The following is a 14,770-nucleotide window of genomic DNA, read 5'->3' as shown; positions in this document are numbered from 1 at the left end:
GGTCGCCGTGCCGCCCGCCGGGCGGGCCGAGGTCGAGGTGGTCGCCGCCGACGTGACGGACCCCGAGGCCCTCCGGGCCGCCGTCGCCGGATCCGACGCGGTCGTCCACCTGGTCTCGCACCGCGCGGGGTGGCGCGGCACCGGCCAGCCCGAGGAGGCCCTGGGGCGGACCAACGCCGGCGTGATGAGCTCGCTCCTGCCGGCCCTCCGGCAGGAGCGCGCACGGCGCGGCGGCGCCCCCGTGGTCGTCCTGTTCGCCGGTTCGACCTCGCAGGCCGGGCCGGACGCGCCGATCCCGGTCGACGAGTCCGCGCCGGACGCCCCGGCCAGCCCGTACGACCGCCAGAAGGCGGCGGCGGAACGGGAGTTGCTGGCCGCCACGGCCGAGGGCGCGGTGCGCGGCGCCTGTCTGCGGCTGCCGACGGTCTACGGCCGCGGCGCACCGGCGGGGCGGGGCGACCGGGGGGTGCTGGCGACGATGGTGCGACGCGCGCTGGCCGGGGAGCCGCTGACGATGTGGCACGACGGCTCCGTGCGGCGCGACCTGCTCCACGTCGACGACACCGGGCGGGCCTTCCTGGCCGCCCTGGACCGGCCCGACGCGGTCGCCGGCCGGCACTGGGTGCTCGGCACCGGGCACGGGGAGCCGCTCGGGCGGGTCTTCCGGGCGATCGCCGACGGCGTCGCGGTGCGGACCGGCCGTCCCGCCGTGCCGGTGGTCTCCGTCCCCCCGCCGGAGCACGCGCTGCCGACCGACCTGCGGAGCACCGTCGCGGACTCCTCGCGGTTCCGCGCCGCGACCGGATGGCGCCCGCTGATCCCGCTGGACGCCGGACTCGCCGACCTGATCGCCAACCTCGCGGACCTCGCGGACCTCGCGGACCTGTGACCACCCGGGCCGGCATCCGCACGCCCCGCCGCCCCGGCGCCGCCCACCGCGCCGCTCGCGGGCGGGTCTTTTGCCCGGAACCCCTTGACAGGTATAGACCACTCCGCTTGAGTCTGGGGCAGCCCCGCACCGGCCCGCACCCCGGTCGGCCCGTCCCCCACGACGTGCCCCCACCCCGCGGGGCCCGGCTCCCCTGCCCCGACGTCCCTACCTCCACGACCGTGCGGCCCCACACCGCACAAGGGGTGATCAAGTGTCCACGAAACGCCTGCTCGCACTGCTCTCCGCCGTCGCCACGGCGCTGACGGCGCTCCTGCTGCTGCCCGCGACCAACGCCAGCGCCGCCGTCTGCGCCACGCCCTGGAGCTCCTCGGCCGTCTACACCGGCGGCGCCGCCGTCTCCTACAACGGCCACAACTGGCTCGCCAAGTGGTGGACCCAGAACGAGCCGCCCAGCACCGGCGGCTCCGGCGTCTGGTCCGACCAGGGCGGCTGCGGCACCGGCCCGAGCCCGACCGCCACGCCGACGTCCACCGGCACCCCGAACCCGGGCGGATTCCCGGTCGGCCAGGCCCAGTTCAACCAGATGTTCCCGAACCGGAACGCCTTCTACACCTACCAGGGCCTGATCGACGCCCTCGCCGCCTACCCCGCCTTCGCGGCCACCGGCAGCGACACCGTCCGCAGGCAGGAGGCCGCGGCCTTCCTGGCCAACGTCAACCACGAGACCGGCGCCCTGGTCTACGTGGTCGAGCAGAACACCGCCAACTACCCCCACTACTGCGACACCTCGCAGCCGTACGGCTGCCCGGCCGGGCAGGCCGCGTACTACGGGCGCGGCCCGATCCAGCTGAGCTGGAACTTCAACTACAAGGCGGCCGGCGACGCCCTCGGCATCGACCTGCTGCGCAACCCCAACCTGGTGCAGACCGACCCGGCCGTCGCCTGGAAGACCGCGCTCTGGTACTGGAACACCCAGAACGGGCCGGGCACCATGACCCCGCACAACGCGATCGTCAACGGCTACGGCTTCGGCGAGACGATCCGCAGCATCAACGGCACGCTGGAGTGCAACGGCGGCAACCCCGCGCAGGTGCAGAGCCGGATCGACGCCTACCAGCGCTTCACCCAGCTCCTCGGCACCGTGCCGGGCGACCACCTGGGCTGCTGAACCCGCACGGGCCCTCCGCGGTACGTCACGCGGAGGGCCTCGGCGCCGCCGTCGCGCGCCCCGGTCCCGGTGGTCCCGCCCGGGGCCTCAGCCGGCGGCGCCCCCGTCCTCCTCCCGGACCGGGTCGGGCATGGTCCAGCGGTCGGCGCGGCGGGGGTGGAGGTAGGCGTAGTAGTAGGCGTAGCCGACGGCCGTCATCCCGACCGCGATGGCGATCGGGCGCCAGTCGGCCCGCACCGACTCGTAGCCGACGTAGAGCATGATCGCGACGACGCCCAGCGGGACGTACGGCCAGCCGCGCATCCGGTAGGGGGCCGTGGCGGTGGTCCCCCTGATCCGGCCGAACAGCGCCGACAGCGCGACCAGGACGTAGACCACGACCAGGGTCGAGCCGGTGGCCAGGATCAGCGTGTCGAGCGAGACGAGCCAGCCGACCAGCAGCGTGGCCACTCCCATGGTCAGGGTCGCCGCGAGGGGCGTGCGCAGCCGGGGGTGGACGGAGGCGAGCGGGGCGCCGACCCGGTCCGGCCAGGCCCGGTCGCGGGCCGAGGAGAAGAGCAGCCGTCCGCTCTGCAGCATGATCGCGATGACCGCGTTGACGACGGCGACGGCGATGCCCAGGCTGACCACCGTGTTGACGGTGGAGCCGGCCCGCTCCAGCAGGAAGTAGCTCATCGGTGAGGCCGCCGACATCAGTCCGCTCATGCTCGGCGTGCCCAGCAGCACCCCGACCAGCGGCAGGCACTCGGCGGCGACGGTGATCCCCAGCGACCAGAGCACCACCCGGCCGATCGAGGACGCCCGCCTGGTCTCCTCCGCGAAGTACACGGCGGTGCCGTAGCCGTTGTAGGCGAAGATCGCGGTGGTCGTGAACGAGGCGACCAGCCCCCAGGACGCCCCGACCAGCACGTCGCCGCCGGCGCCGCCGAGCGCCTGCGGGGTCCACAGCACCGAGACCGGCTGGTCGACGTGGACGAAGCCGAGCACGGCCAGCACCGCGACCGCCGCCAGCTCCAGGAGCAGGAAGACCCCGGTGACCCAGGCGTTGGTGCGGATGTCGAGCACCGCGACCAGCGAGGCCAGCGCGATCACCGCCAGCCCGGTCCCCTTCCCGTCCAGCGCGCTCCAGAGCACGCCCAGGTAGCTGCCGGTGCCGAGGGCGATGACGGCGGTGACCAGCACCCCGCCGAGCAGGCTGAGCGCGAACAGCGCGAACCCGGTGGACCGGCCGAGGGTGCGCGCCGCGAAGGCGTACTCGCCCCCGGTGACCGGGAAGGCGCTGGACAGCTCCGCGTAGCAGAGCGCCATCAGCACGCCGACCGCCGCCGCGAGGGCGAAGGCCACGGCCGCCGCGCCGCCGAGGCCCCGGATCACCGCCGGCATCACGATGAACACGCTGGAGGCCGGGGTCACCGAGGAGAGGGTGATCAGCATGTTCTCGCGCAGGCTGAGCGAGCGGGAGAGGTCCTGGGCGTAGCCGGCCGACGGCGCGGAGCCCGGGGCGGTGGGGCCGGCGGCGGCGGTAGCGGGGTCGGTAGCGGCGGGGTCCGTGGCGCGGGGATCGGCCATCGTGCTCCTTCCGAGTCCATGAAACTTCGTCGGAGTTCTTTGGCACAGAAGTCAAAGTTCTGCGATAGTTCCACGTCAAGAGGTACGACGTGATCCGACATCAGTGACAAGGAATGCGATGGCCCGAGCAAAGAACCAGGCCGCCCGCCGCGAACAGCTGGTCCTCGCGGCCACCGAGGCCGTCGGACGGCACGGCCTGGCGCAGCTGCGCGTCGCCGACATCGCGGACGCCGCCGGCGTCGCCCGGGGGTCGGTCAGCTACTACTTCAGCGACATCGGCGAGCTGCTCCAGCAGGTCTACCAGCGCGCCGCCGACCGCTTCTTCACCAGCCGCAGCGCCGTCGCGGCCGGGCTGCCGGACGCCCGCGACAAGCTCGTGGCCTGCGCCCGGCTCGGCCTCCCCGACGGCCCGGACGACGAACTCGCCCTGGTGCTGTACGAGTTCAGCTCGGCCACGCACGACAACCCGGTCTACTCCGCACTCGCGCAGAGCCTGTTCGACCGTCAGGTCGCCCTCTACGCCAGCATCCTGGAGATCGGCCGGGCCCAGGGCCACTTCGAGCCCACCGGGCCGGCCCTCGACCTCGCCGCCAACCTGGTCGTCCTGGAGGACGGCTACGGCCTGCACATCGTCTCCCGCAACGCCTCGCTCACGCCCGAGCGCTCGCTGGAGCTGCTGCTCGGCTACGCCCGGACGGCGACCGGCTGCCCGGACCTGCGCCCCGACCGGGCGGTGGACGGCCAGGCCGCGCGCCCCCGCGACTGACCTCCCGCGCCCCAGTCCCTGCCCCTGCCCCGCGAGGAAGGATCCACATGACCACGCTCTCCACCCCGTCCGGACGCCCCCGGGCCCGCGCCCTCGGCCTGCTCCTGGACGGCACCCCCGGCCCCGCCAACGCCCTGACCGACGTCCCCGGCGTGCGGATCGGCTACACCACGCTCGTCGAGGGCGAGCACGTCCGCACCGGCGTCACCGCGGTGCTCCCGCGCGGACGCGAGGGCGTGGGCACGCCGTGCGCGGCCGGCTGGTACGCGCTGAACGGCAACGGCGAGATGACCGGGACGACCTGGATCGAGGAGACCGGCGCGCTCAACGGCCCGGTCATGGTGACCAACACCCACGCCGTCGGCACCGTGCACCGGGGCGTCGTCGACTGGACCGCCGCCCACCGGCCCGACCTGGCCCGGCAGTGGCTGCTGCCGGTGGTCGCCGAGACCTGGGACGGCTACCTCAACGACATCAACGGACCGCACGTCCGCGCCGAGCACGCGATCGCCGCGATCGAGTCGGCGGCGGCCGGGCCGGTCGAGGAGGGCTGCGTCGGCGGCGGCACCGGGATGAACTGCTACGGCTTCAAGGGCGGTTCCGGCACCGCCAGCCGGGTCGTCCGCTACGGCTCCGCCGACTACACCGTGGGCGCCTTCGTCCAGGCCAACTTCGGCGACCGGCGCGAACTCGTGGTCTGCGGCGTCCCGGTCGGGCGGGAGCTGTCGGCGGACAACCCGATGGAGGACGACGACTGGTTCGCCCCCGGCGGGGCCGGCTCGGTGATCGTCGTGATCGGCACGGACGCGCCGCTGCTGCCCGGCCAGTGCAAGGCGCTGGCCCGCCGGGTGCCGCTGGGCCTGGCCCGGACCGGCACCAGCGGGGGCCACTTCTCCGGCGACGTCTTCCTCGCCTTCTCCACCGCCAACCCGGGCGCGCTGGGCAGCTCCTTCCCCCGGGGCGAGCCCGGCGACACCGACTACGACACCCTGCGGTTCGTCCCCTGGGGCCGGATCGACCCCTTCTACGAGGCCGTCGTCCAGGCCGTGGAGGAGGCGGTGCTGAACGCCCTGGTCACCGCCGAGGAGACGACCGGCCGCGACGGCCACCGCTCCCCCGCACTCCCCCACCAGCGGCTCCGCGAACTCCTCGCGGCGCGCGGCGCGTTGGCGGCGGCCGAGGACGGGACACCACCCGGCCCGGGCGCGGGGCCGCTGTCCGCGTAGCCGGGGCCGTGACCGCGGAAGTCGTCGCGGCGCGGCACCGTACAAGCGTCCCCCACCCGGCCGTGCCGGTCCGCCGCCGGAAGGCCCCGGCACCGTAAGGTCCTCTCCGGAAGACGAGGCCGACCGGTCACCCGGACCGGGGCGCCGGAAGGCGCCGGGCCGCGGGAAGATCGGGACGAAGGGCTGGCACGTCACATGCAACAGCGCAGTCTGCGGGACCTCCAGGTGTCGGCCATCGGCCTCGGCTGCATGGGGATGTCCGCCTTCTACGGCACCGCCGACCAGGACGAGGCCGTCGCGACCATCCGGCACGCCCTGGACCTCGGCATCACGTTCCTCGACACGGCGCAGGTCTACGGGCCGCTCACCAACGAGTCCCTGGTCGGCGAGGCCGTCCGGGGACACCGTGACGAGTACGTGATCGCCACGAAGTTCAACTACCGCATGGACGGCGCCGTTCCGGGCGACATGTCGACCGTGGGCCGCCAGGACGGCTCGGCCGAGCACGTCCGCGGTTCCGTCCACGGTTCGCTCGCGCGGCTCGGCACCGACCGCATCGACCTGTACTACCAGCACCGGGTCGACCCGAGCGTGCCCATCGAGGAGACCGTCGGCGCGCTCGGCGAACTGGTCGCCGAGGGAAAGGTGCGGTACATCGGACTGAGCGAGGCGAGCGCCGAGACCATCCGCCGCGCCGACGCCGTCCACCCGGTCACCGCCGTCCAGAGCGAGTACTCGCTCTGGACCCGGGACGTGGAGGCCGAGGTCCTCCCCACCTGCCGGGAGCTCGGGATCGGCTTCGTGCCGTACTCCCCGCTCGGCCGCGGCTTCCTCGCGGGCCGCTTCAGCTCCCCGGAGGAGCTCGACAAGGACGACTTCCGCCGCACCAACCCGCGCTTCACCGAGGCCAACCTGGCGGCCAACCTCCGGCTCGCCGGGAAGGTGAAGGAGATCGCCGCGGAGAAGCAGGTCACCCCGGCCCAGCTGGCGATCGCCTGGGTCCTGGCCCGCGGCGAGCACCTCGTGCCGATCCCGGGCACCAAGCGCCGCAGCTACCTGGAGCAGAACGCGGGCGCGGTCGACGTCGAGCTGACCGCCGAGGACCTGGCCCGCATCGAGGCCGAGCTGCCCGCGGTCGCGGGCGAGCGCTACGACGAGGACGGGATGCGGGCGGTCAACCGCTGAACGACCGCCGCTCCCGTCGCCGGACCCGGAGCCCGGCGACGACCAGGGGCGCGACTGCCGCTCCCCCCGGACCTCCGGGCCCGGGGGCGGCGGCGGGCGTGCGTCAGAAGTACCCCTCCCGCTTGCGGTCCTCCATCGCCGCCTCGGAGAGCCGGTCGTCCGCACGGGTGGCGCCGCGCTCCGTCGAACGGCAGGCCGCGAGTTCCGCGATGACCTGGGCCGGGGTCGTCGCGTCCGATTCGACGGCTCCGGTGCAGGACATGTCGCCGACCGTGCGGTAGCGGACCAGCCGGGTCTCCAGCCGCTCGCCCTCCCCCGGGCCGCCCCAGCCACCGGGGGTGAGCCACATGCCCGCGCGGGCGAACACGTCCCGGAGGTGGGCGTAGTAGAGCGCGGGGAGGCCGATGCCCTCGCGCTCGATGTACTGCCAGACGTCGAGCTCGGTCCAGTCGGACAGCGGGAAGACCCGGACGTGTTCGCCGGGGCCGCACCGGGCGTTGTAGAGCCGCCAGAGCTCGGGGCGCTGGCGCCCCGGGTCCCAGCCGCCGGACCCGTCGCGGATCGAGAACACCCGCTCCTTGGCCCGGGCCCGGTCCTCGTCCCGGCGGGCCCCGCCGAACACCGCGTCGAACCCGTGCCGCTCGATCGCGGCCGTCAGCGGGACGCTCTGCAGCACGTTGCGGCTGCCGTCGGGCCGCTCCCGCAACCGCCCGTCGTCGATGAACTCCTGGACGGAGACGACGTGCAGGCGCAGCCCGTGGGCGGCGACCAGGCTGTCCCGGTGGGCGAGGACCTCCGGGAAGTTGTGCCCGGTGTCGACGTGGAGCAGCGGGAAGGGCAGCGGCCCGGGGCCGAACGCCTTGCGCGCCAGGTGCAGCAGGACGATGGAGTCCTTGCCGCCGGAGAAGAGCAGCACGGGCCGCCCGCACTCGCCCACCGCCTCCCGGATGATCTGCACGGCGTCCGACTCCAGCAGGTCGAGCTGGGAGAGGCCGGGCGGGCCCGTGCCCGGTCCGTCGGGCGGAGCGCCGCCGGCCGTCACGGCGCGCACAGTCCCCGGTCGGTCAGGAGCGCGCGCAGCGCCCTGACCGACTCGGCCTCGCTCTGCCGGTCCGTGTCGAGCCTCAGGTCCGGCCGCTCCGGTTCCTCGTACGGGTCGTCCACCCCGGTCAGGCCGGTGAGCAGCCCCTCGCGCTGCCGCGCGTAGAGGCCCTTGACGTCGCGCCGGGCGCAGACCTCGACCGGCGCCGCGACATGGACCTCCAGGTACGCCGTCCCCGACTTCTCGTGCCGCCTGCGCACCGCCTCGCGGGCCTGCTCGTACGGGGCGATGACCGGCACCAGCGTGAGGACGCCGTTGCGGGCGAGCAACTCGGCCACCAGGCCCACCCGTTGGACGTTGGTGTCCCGGTCGGCGCGGGAGAAGCCGAGGCCGGCCGAGAGCAGGCCGCGCATCTCGTCCCCGTCCAGCACCTCGATCCGGCGGGCCTCGGCCCGCAGTTGCGCGGCGAGGGCCCACGCGATCGTCGACTTGCCGGCGCTGGGCAGGCCGGTCAGCCAGACCGTGGCCCCGGGGAGGCCCTCGCGGGAGGCGACGGGGCGGGACGGATCGTTCACACCCGCTAGAACGAGGCCGGCGCCGTGACGACACGATGCCGGGCGGCTCCGTACCCCCGCGGGGCTCCGCGTCGTTGGGTTCCCATGTGAGCGCATCCTCCTTCCAGCCGGTCCCCTCCGAGCGCTTCCAGCCGGTCCCGTCCGAGCGCGACGGCGGCCGCCCGCGCCCGCCGAAGGTCTTCGGCCTCGGTCTGACGCGCACGGGCACGCGCTCCCTGACCGCGGCCCTGGGCGTCCTGGGGTTCGACGTCGTCCACTACCCGGTCGACGGGGCCACCTACCGGACGCTGCTGGCCGGCAGCGCGCGGTTCCCGCTGCTCGAATCGCACGACGGCCTCACCGACATCACCGTCGTGCCGTACTACCAGGACCTCGACCTCGCCTGGCCGGGCAGCAGGTTCGTACTGACCGTCCGCGAGGAGGAGAGCTGGCTGCGGTCCTGCCGGACGCACTGGGAACGACCGCTGCCGGACCGGGGCGACGGCCGGGACGTCCGTCTCGAAAGCGACCTCCAGCGCTTCCTGCGGGCCGCGGTGTACGGCTGCCACGCGTTCCACGCGGAGCGGTTCCGCGGGGTGTACCGGCGGCATGTCGCCGAGGTGGCCCGGTACTTCGCGGACCGGGCCGGCGACCTGCTCGTCCTCGACGTCGTCGGGGGCGAGGGGTACGAACGGCTCGCCCCCTTCCTCGGCGTGCCGGTCCCGGACGAGCCGTTCCCCCACCTCAACTAGCCAGGGATCCGGCCGGTACTCCGGTGAGGGTTCTCCCTCGGCCCCGCTCACCAGGTCACGGGCAGTGACCGCATCCCGTAGATGAACGACTCGGTACGGAACTCGCGCTCGCCGGCCGGCCGCAGCCCGGGCAGCCGGCGGAACAGCGTCTCCAGGGCGATCTGGAGTTCGGCGCGGGCCAGCGGCTGGCCCAGGCACTGGTGCACGCCGAAGCCGAACGCCAGGTGCCGCCGGGCGTCCCGGTACACGTCCAGCTCGTCCGTCGCCCGGTGGCCGGCGCCGCCGAACGCCGCCTCGTCCCGGTTGGCGGTGGAGAGCATCGCCATCACGCCCTCCCCGGCCCGGACGGTGACGCCGCCCAGCTCCACGTCCTCCAGCGCCACCCGGGGCAGGCCGGTGTGCACGATGGTCAGCAGCCGCAACAGCTCCTCAACCGCGCCCGGCAGGGTGGCCGGGTCGGCCAGGCCGGGGATCTGCTCGGGGTGGTCCAGCAGCAGCGCGGTCGACAGCGCGATCATGTTCGCGGTCGTCTCGTGCCCGGCGACCAGCAGCAGCACGCCCATGGCGGCCACGTCGACCGGGGTCAGGTCGTCCCGCGCCGCGAGCCGGCTGAGGACGTCGTCCTCCGGCTGTGCGCGCTTGCGGGCCGTCAGGTCGCGCAGGTAGTCATGGACCTCCTCCTGGGCCTCCCGGAGCTGCTCCACGGTGCTCTCCCGGTTGAGCATCGTGCGGCTCAGGCGCTGGAAGCGGTCGTGGTCCTCGTACGGCACGCCGAGCAGCAGGCAGATCACCAGCGAGGGCACCGGCAGCGCGAAGTCGGTGACCAGGTCGGCCGTGGTCCGGCCCTCGGTCATCCGGTCCAGTGCCCCGTCCACGATCCGCTGGATCTCCGGGCGCAGCGTCTCCACCCGCTTGACCAGGAACTCCCCGGTGAGCATGCGGCGCTGGCGGGCGTGCTCGGGGTCGTCGAGCCGCAGGAAGTCCGGATTGTCGGTGATCAGCTCGCGAGCGCCGGCGATCAGCAGCGGAAAGGTCGGGTGGCGTATGTCGGCACTGAACCGGCGGTCGGACAGCACGGTGCGGACCTCGGCGATGCCGGTGACCAGCCAGCAGAGGTCGCCGTCGGGCAGCACGGCCCTGGTCACCGGCCCGGTGGCGGCGGCCTCGGGGTACGCGGGCGGCGGGCCGAACGGGCAGCCGCCGGAGTGCCGGGCCGGCAGTGGGAGGACGGGGGTGGTGGGTGCGGTGGTCACGGCGGGGGTCTCCTCACGTCGCGGGTGTTCTCGTGGGGTTCGGGGCCCGGGAGGGTTCCCGGCGGCCTGCGGCGGGGGTCCGTCAGGCCCCGGTCCGCGCGGGCTCGTCCCCGGTGACGGTGATCGCCCGGCCCGGGCAGAGCTCGGAGGCGAGTCTGACGTCGTCGAACTGCTCGGGCAGCAGGACGGTCTGACGGAGCCTCACCAGACTGTCCCGTTCGTCCTGGTCGAAGACCGCGGGGGCGTTCGTCACGCACATGCCGGAGCTGCAGCAACGGTCCCGGTCGACGCTCACCTGCATGTCGGGCACCTTTCGCCAGGGCGGCGCCGGCTGCCCGGCGGCCGCCTCTCGTTGTCACGGTCAAACTAGCCGTCGCCGGTCCGCTTACGGACGGGTACGGTGGCCGGACCGAGAACGGCTGAATCGGCCCCTGTGCGTGAACCCCCATGGCCGCACAATGCGTTCAACCTGCGGTACTTCATCGGAGGGGTCGGCGGACCCTGCCGCGCGGACGGCCTCACTAGCCTTCGACGGTGGCCAACTCCCGTACGGAGGCCACTGTGTCGGCCTCGGCGGCGCTCCTGTCCGTCCGGTAGCGCACCGCCCGGGCGAACCGCCGGGCCGGCCCGGCGGGGTGGCGGGGGCCGCGCTGGAGGCCGTCGAAGGCGACCTCGACGACCGGTTCCGGCCGGACCGGCACCGTCCGGGTGTCCCCCGCCCGGCCGCCCGGGCGGCACCGCGCTCGTCGTCCGGCTCCGCTCATGGCAGAACCTACCCGGGGCGGAGGCCTCGACGCCGCCGCGTCGCGGTCAACGCCTCGGTACGGACGGTCTGTTCGAAGCGGCCGTCCGGGCTGATGCCGGTCAGCGCCGCCCGCAGGTCCCGTTCGAAGGCGTCCTTCCGGCCGCCGAGCCGGGCGGGGGTGAAGGAGGAGTGCGAGAACTGGAAGCCGATGACCTCGTCGAGGGTGCGGTCGATGCGGTACGTCCAGTGCGCGGCCGTGACGCGGGGGAAGGGAGAGCGACGGAGGATCTCACGGTTCGACTCCTCCTGCTCCGGGCGGGAGCCGTCGTCTCCGCCGCCGGGGAGCGTGCGGTACGCCTCCCGTACCTCGTCCACGGCGCGCGACCACGCCGTCCCGGCCGGTTCCGTGGCGACGAGGACCACGCCGCCCTCAGGGTTGACGAGGCCGTCGAGGTCGGCGAGGACCTGCTCGCGGGACATCCAGTGGAACGACCTGCCCATGACGCAGAGGTCCAGCGGGGGAAGGCCCAGCGCGCGCAGGTCCGAGGAGCCTCCCCGCCTCCACCGGATGGTGTCGACGCCCTGCCGTTCGGCGATCGACCGGCCTTCTTCGAGCATGCCCGGTTCCGGGTCCACCGCGATGACGCGGGCGACCAGCCGGGACAGCGGGAGGGCGAGGATGCCTGGCCCGCATCCGAGGTCGAGGGCCGTCTGGGTCCCGTCCAGCCCGAAGGCCTCGGCGAGGAAGTCGAAGAGCTCCCGCGGGTACCGCGGCTGGTAGCGGGCGTAGTGCGACGCGCCGGAGGCGAAGAGGTCACCCGGGGAGGACATCCGGACCTCCGACGACCGGCCGGGGCGTGCCGGGCGGGTTCACCGCGGCCCCGTCCGGGCGGGTGAGGGGCGGCAGGGCTTCCGGCGGGCGGTCGGCGGCGGCCTCCCAATGGGCTCGCGTCCGGCCGGCGTTCGGTGGGGGCCGGCGATCCTCGGGAGGCACCGGGAATCCGGTCTTCACGGGCGGGTGCACGGGCGTTCCTCCGACAGGCGGCGGGCGGGGCGGGCTGGGAAGGCGGGGGTGCTGGGTTGCGGTGCGTATCGCCACGTGCACCATAAGTCACAGGTAGGTGGTTCGTCCGACGACTGATCGCCGTCGCTCCAAGCCGAGGAGGCGGGACATGGCGCCCCACCCTCACCCCGACCCCGCGAAGCCGCGCTCCGCACCTCGTCCGGGCCTCGCGGACACGACCTGTGTGATCACCGGAAGCGCGTCGGGCATCGGTCGCGCCGTCGCCCACGCCTTCGCCGGCGCGGGAGCCCACGCCGTCCTGGTGGACCGGGACTCCGACGGGCTGCGCCGGGTCGCCGGAGAACTCGGCCCGGCGGCCTCCGTGGTGGTGGGCGACATCTCGCGGCACGCGGACTGCCTGGAGGCCGCGCGGGCGGCCGAGGGGACGGCGCTGCCGGTCCGGTCGCTGGTCAACTGCGCGGCGAGCTTCCTGGCCCTCGGTGAGGGCGCCGGCCCCGCGGACTGGGACCGGAGCCTGGGCGTGAACGTCAAGGGCAGCGCGATGATGACGTCGGCGCTGGCCCCCCTGCTGCGCAGGGCGCGAGGGGCCTCGGTGGTCAACGTCGCGTCCGTCTCGGGGCACATCGCCCAGCCCCGCCAGTGGACGTACAGCGCCGGCAAGGGGGCGCTGCTCGCGCTGACCCGCTGCCAGGCGCTCGACCTCGCGGACGACGGCATCCGGGTCAACAGCGTCTCGCCGGGCCTGATCTGGACCCCGGAGACCGACCGGATGACCGGCGGCGACCGGGCGCGCTGGGGGCCCGTGCTCGGCGACCACCACATCCTGCGGCGGGTGGGGCAGCCGGAGGAGGTCGCGGCCGTCGTGTTGTTCCTCTGCGGGCCCGGCGCGTCGTTCATCACCGGCGCCGACCTGCCGGTCGACGGCGGCTACCTCGCCATGGGCCACAGCAGGTCGGAACCCGAGGTGCTGCCGGGGCGCAGGGACGACCGGGCCCCTTCCCGGCACGTGGACGGGACGCCCGCATGATGCACGCCGTACTGGCGACCGGCAATCCCCGCAAGGCCGCCGAGATCGTCGAACTGCTCCACGGGGTCCTGGAGTTGCTGCCCCGGCCCGGATGGCTTCCCGAGATCGTCGAGGACGGGACGACGGTCGAGGAGAACGCCTACCTCAAGGCCTCCGCGGTGGCCCTCGCGACCCACCTGCCCGCGGTGGCCGACGACACCGTGATGGAGGTGGACGCCCTCGGACGCGCTCCCGGGCTGTTCTCGGCCCGCTACGCCGGCGAGGGCGCGGGCGACGCCGCGAACGTGGCCAAGGTGCTCGCCGAGATGGCGGGTGTCGCCGCCCCGGGCCGGGGAGCCCGGGTGCGCACCGTGGCGCTGCTCTGCTACCCGGACGGACGGCGGGTGGTCAGCGAAGGGGTCGCCCGGGGCCGGATCACCGAACGCCCGCTCGGCGACCGCGGGTTCGGCTACGACACCGTGTTCGTGCCCGACGACGGCGACGGACGCACGCTCGGCCAGATGACCGCGGACGAGAAGGCCCGGCTGTACTGCCGGGGGCGGGCGTTCCGCGGCCTGGCCGCCTCCCTGAAGAGCGCGGCATGCCGGTCGCGCTAGAGCTCGGCGGACACGCGACGGTCCTGATCCGGGCGGACGCCTTCACCCTGCTCTGCGACCCCCACCTGCACGACAGCTACCGCGGCGGCCTCCTCGGTTTCGCCCCCGCTCGACGCGTCCTGCCGCACGCGCTGCCCCGGCCCGACGCGGTGTGGATCTCCCACTCCCACCGCGACCACTTCGACCTCGCCTCCCTGGCCCGGCTCGACCGGGCGCTGCCGGTCCTGCACCCCGACGACCCGAGGATCGCGCACGCCCTCCGCCGGCTGGGCTTCCGCGACACCGTCGTGGTGCGCGACTGGACGGCGTTCAGCCCGCGCCGGGGCGTCGAACTGACGTGGACGCCCTCGACGATGGCCGTCCCCGAGCACGGGCTCTCGGTCCGCACCCGGGACGCCTTCGTCTGGCACATGGTCGACAGCCTGGTCACGCCCGCGTGGGTGCGGCGGGTGCTCGCCGACGGACCACCGCCGGACGTCCTGCTGGCTCCCTGCCAGCCGATCGAGGAGACCCGCAGTGTGGAGGGCGTCCCACCCGGGGTGGACCCGGACTGGTCCGACCCGCTGACGGCGCTGATGGCACAGGTCCGCCCCGCACACGTGGTCCCGCTGCCGGAGGGGCAGTACGGGCTGGGCGAAGCGGCCTGGCTCAACGGGCACAAGTTCCCCGTACCGCCCTGTCTGGTCGACCGGGCGCTGCGCGCGGACGACCCGGACCGCCGGGTGCTGCGCCCCGGCCCGGGAGACCGGCTCACCGTGGCGGGAGGGACCGTGCGGTGGGAGTCGGCCGCCGTGGACTGGGTGCGGGCCACCGACGAGCCGCGCGACCGCAGCTACCGTCCGGGAAGCTGGATCGGCCGGCTGGCCGCGGGCCCCGGTCCCGCCGCCGGGGACGGCCGGAGCGCGCCGGACGGCCCCGACGGAGCGGCGGCACTGGACCGGCTGTTCCCCTGGCCCCCGGCGCTTCCCGGG

Annotated in this window: 16 protein-coding genes; 9 read left to right on the top strand and 7 right to left on the bottom strand. The window is 74.5% G+C overall.

Annotated elements, in window-relative coordinates; translation table 11 throughout:
- Positions 1–889: NAD(P)-dependent oxidoreductase (locus AE652_RS19005; protein ID WP_049653056.1), on the top strand; the 889-nt coding region annotated here is incomplete at its 5' end.
- A 253-nt stretch (positions 890–1,142) separates the two neighbouring features.
- Positions 1,143–2,060: a glycoside hydrolase family 19 protein gene (locus AE652_RS19000; RefSeq protein WP_049653044.1), complete on the top strand. Its 918-nt coding sequence runs from the start codon at positions 1,143–1,145 to the stop codon at positions 2,058–2,060.
- A gap of 87 nt (positions 2,061–2,147) precedes the next feature.
- Here AE652_RS19000 and AE652_RS18995 read toward each other — a convergent pair whose 3' ends face one another.
- Positions 2,148–3,629 (bottom strand): APC family permease, encoded by a 1,482-nt coding sequence (locus AE652_RS18995; protein WP_063780192.1) that lies wholly within the window; start codon positions 3,627–3,629, stop codon positions 2,148–2,150.
- A 118-nt stretch (positions 3,630–3,747) separates the two neighbouring features.
- Between AE652_RS18995 and AE652_RS18990 the strand changes: the two genes are divergently transcribed.
- From AE652_RS18990 to AE652_RS18980, 3 genes are all read left to right on the top strand, one after another.
- Positions 3,748–4,395, top strand: a complete 648-nt coding sequence (locus tag AE652_RS18990) for a TetR/AcrR family transcriptional regulator (RefSeq protein WP_049653043.1) — start codon at positions 3,748–3,750, stop codon at positions 4,393–4,395.
- 47 nt (positions 4,396–4,442) lie between these two features.
- Positions 4,443–5,621, top strand: coding sequence for a P1 family peptidase (locus tag AE652_RS18985; RefSeq protein ID WP_082345827.1), 1,179 nt, complete (start codon positions 4,443–4,445; stop codon positions 5,619–5,621).
- A 195-nt stretch (positions 5,622–5,816) separates the two neighbouring features.
- The gene (locus AE652_RS18980; RefSeq protein ID WP_049653041.1) at positions 5,817–6,806 is read left to right on the top strand and encodes an aldo/keto reductase; all 990 of its coding nucleotides are present in this window, start codon (positions 5,817–5,819) and stop codon (positions 6,804–6,806) included.
- Positions 6,807–6,909: 103 nt separating this feature from the next.
- Here AE652_RS18980 and cysD read toward each other — a convergent pair whose 3' ends face one another.
- Together cysD and cysC are read right to left on the bottom strand one after the other, a co-directional pair.
- Positions 6,910–7,848, bottom strand: a complete 939-nt coding sequence (cysD, locus tag AE652_RS18975) for a sulfate adenylyltransferase subunit CysD (RefSeq protein WP_049653051.1) — start codon at positions 7,846–7,848, stop codon at positions 6,910–6,912.
- Positions 7,845–8,423, bottom strand: coding sequence for an adenylyl-sulfate kinase (gene cysC / locus AE652_RS18970; protein ID WP_049653039.1), 579 nt, complete (start codon positions 8,421–8,423; stop codon positions 7,845–7,847). Before cysC ends, cysD begins: the two co-directional genes overlap by 4 nt.
- Before the next feature lie 86 nt (positions 8,424–8,509).
- On the opposite strand from cysC, the gene AE652_RS18965 reads away from it, so the two are divergent.
- Positions 8,510–9,154, top strand: coding sequence for a sulfotransferase family protein (locus tag AE652_RS18965; RefSeq protein ID WP_053112125.1), 645 nt, complete (start codon positions 8,510–8,512; stop codon positions 9,152–9,154).
- 47 nt (positions 9,155–9,201) lie between these two features.
- Here the strand turns inward: AE652_RS18965 and AE652_RS18960 are convergent, their stop codons facing one another.
- From AE652_RS18960 to AE652_RS18945, 4 genes are all read right to left on the bottom strand, one after another.
- A complete protein-coding gene (locus AE652_RS18960; RefSeq protein WP_049653038.1) occupies positions 9,202–10,407 on the bottom strand; it encodes a cytochrome P450 in 1,206 nt (401 codons plus the stop codon).
- A gap of 82 nt (positions 10,408–10,489) precedes the next feature.
- On the bottom strand, positions 10,490–10,708 hold the full coding sequence (locus AE652_RS18955; protein WP_049653036.1) for a ferredoxin: 219 nt from the start codon (positions 10,706–10,708) through the stop codon (positions 10,490–10,492).
- 220 nt (positions 10,709–10,928) lie between these two features.
- Positions 10,929–11,171: a hypothetical protein gene (locus AE652_RS18950; RefSeq protein ID WP_199823110.1), complete on the bottom strand. Its 243-nt coding sequence runs from the start codon at positions 11,169–11,171 to the stop codon at positions 10,929–10,931.
- A gap of 8 nt (positions 11,172–11,179) precedes the next feature.
- Positions 11,180–11,983 carry a class I SAM-dependent methyltransferase gene (locus AE652_RS18945; RefSeq protein ID WP_049653033.1) on the bottom strand — a complete coding sequence of 268 codons (804 nt, stop codon included), beginning with the start codon at positions 11,981–11,983 and terminating at the stop codon, positions 11,180–11,182.
- Positions 11,984–12,324: 341 nt separating this feature from the next.
- On the opposite strand from AE652_RS18945, the gene AE652_RS18940 reads away from it, so the two are divergent.
- From AE652_RS18940 to AE652_RS18930, 3 genes are all read left to right on the top strand, one after another.
- Positions 12,325–13,203: an SDR family oxidoreductase gene (locus AE652_RS18940; protein ID WP_082345826.1), complete on the top strand. Its 879-nt coding sequence runs from the start codon at positions 12,325–12,327 to the stop codon at positions 13,201–13,203.
- Positions 13,200–13,799 (top strand): non-canonical purine NTP pyrophosphatase, encoded by a 600-nt coding sequence (locus AE652_RS18935; RefSeq protein WP_053112124.1) that lies wholly within the window; start codon positions 13,200–13,202, stop codon positions 13,797–13,799. Before AE652_RS18940 ends, AE652_RS18935 begins: the two co-directional genes overlap by 4 nt.
- Positions 13,784–14,770, top strand: a 987-nt coding sequence (locus AE652_RS18930; RefSeq protein ID WP_049653028.1) for an MBL fold metallo-hydrolase, incomplete at its 3' end; no start/stop codon positions are given. The genes AE652_RS18935 and AE652_RS18930, both read left to right, overlap by 16 nt.

The organism is Kitasatospora sp. MY 5-36, assembly GCF_001182915.1.
Lineage (GTDB): Bacteria > Actinomycetota > Actinomycetes > Streptomycetales > Streptomycetaceae > Kitasatospora.
The sequence above is the reverse complement of the archived record's forward strand: the minus strand, read 5'-3'. Positions and strand labels throughout refer to the sequence as shown.

Excerpts from the sequence above, each read along its gene's own strand:
- AE652_RS18945 (WP_049653033.1), bottom strand. The coding sequence starts at position 11,983 with ATGTCCTCCCCGGGTGACCTCTTCGCCTCCGGCGCGTCGCACTACGCC.
- AE652_RS18985 (WP_082345827.1), top strand. The coding sequence starts at position 4,443 with ATGACCACGCTCTCCACCCCGTCCGGACGCCCCCGGGCCCGCGCCCTC.
- AE652_RS18995 (WP_063780192.1), bottom strand. The coding sequence starts at position 3,629 with ATGGCCGATCCCCGCGCCACGGACCCCGCCGCTACCGACCCCGCTACC.
- AE652_RS18980 (WP_049653041.1), top strand. The coding sequence starts at position 5,817 with ATGCAACAGCGCAGTCTGCGGGACCTCCAGGTGTCGGCCATCGGCCTC.
- AE652_RS18955 (WP_049653036.1), bottom strand. The coding sequence starts at position 10,708 with ATGCAGGTGAGCGTCGACCGGGACCGTTGCTGCAGCTCCGGCATGTGC.
- AE652_RS18940 (WP_082345826.1), top strand. The coding sequence starts at position 12,325 with ATGGCGCCCCACCCTCACCCCGACCCCGCGAAGCCGCGCTCCGCACCT.
- AE652_RS18935 (WP_053112124.1), top strand. The coding sequence starts at position 13,200 with ATGATGCACGCCGTACTGGCGACCGGCAATCCCCGCAAGGCCGCCGAG.
- AE652_RS18950 (WP_199823110.1), bottom strand. The coding sequence starts at position 11,171 with ATGAGCGGAGCCGGACGACGAGCGCGGTGCCGCCCGGGCGGCCGGGCG.
- AE652_RS18990 (WP_049653043.1), top strand. The coding sequence starts at position 3,748 with ATGGCCCGAGCAAAGAACCAGGCCGCCCGCCGCGAACAGCTGGTCCTC.